General features: G+C 54.0%; 1 protein-coding gene. It reads left to right on the top strand.

Features of this window, described 5'->3' with window-relative positions:
- Positions 1-715 (top strand): 50S ribosomal protein L2 (rplB, locus tag N6G83_RS54460; protein WP_260524440.1); only part of this gene is annotated, 715 nt, incomplete at both ends.

Raw genomic sequence — 715 nt, 5'->3', positions numbered from 1 at the left:
TGAGAAACTGAGCAAAAGCGGTGGTCGTAACAACAATGGCCGTATCACCACCCGTCATATCGGTGGTGGCCACAAGCAACATTATCGTCTGGTTGACTTCAAACGCAACAAAGATGGTATCCCTGCTGTGGTTGAGCGTCTGGAGTACGATCCGAACCGTTCCGCGAACATCGCGCTGGTTCTGTACAAAGACGGCGAACGCCGTTATATCCTGGCGCCGAAAGGCCTGAAAGCTGGTGACCAGATCCAATCTGGTGTTGATGCTGCAATCAAAGCGGGTAACACCCTGCCTATGCGCAACATCCCAGTAGGTTCAACGGTTCATAACGTAGAAATGAAACCAGGTAAAGGCGGCCAGCTGGCTCGTTCTGCTGGTGCCTACGTTCAGATCGTCGCACGTGATGGTTCCTACGTAACTCTGCGTCTGCGCTCTGGCGAAATGCGTAAAGTTCCAGTTGATTGCCGCGCCACCCTGGGTGAAGTCGGTAACGCTGAACATATGCTTCGCGTTCTGGGTAAAGCAGGTGCTGCACGTTGGCGTGGTATTCGTCCTACCGTTCGCGGTACGGCGATGAACCCAGTCGATCACCCGCACGGTGGTGGTGAAGGTCGTAACTTTGGTAAGCACCCGGTAACTCCGTGGGGCGTTCAGACCAAAGGTAAGAAGACCCGTAGCAACAAGCGTACTGACAAGTTCATCGTACGTCGCCGTAGT

It is taken from the genome of Serratia sp. PL7 (assembly GCF_945957435.1).
The sequence above is the reverse complement of the archived record's forward strand: the minus strand, read 5'-3'. Positions and strand labels throughout refer to the sequence as shown.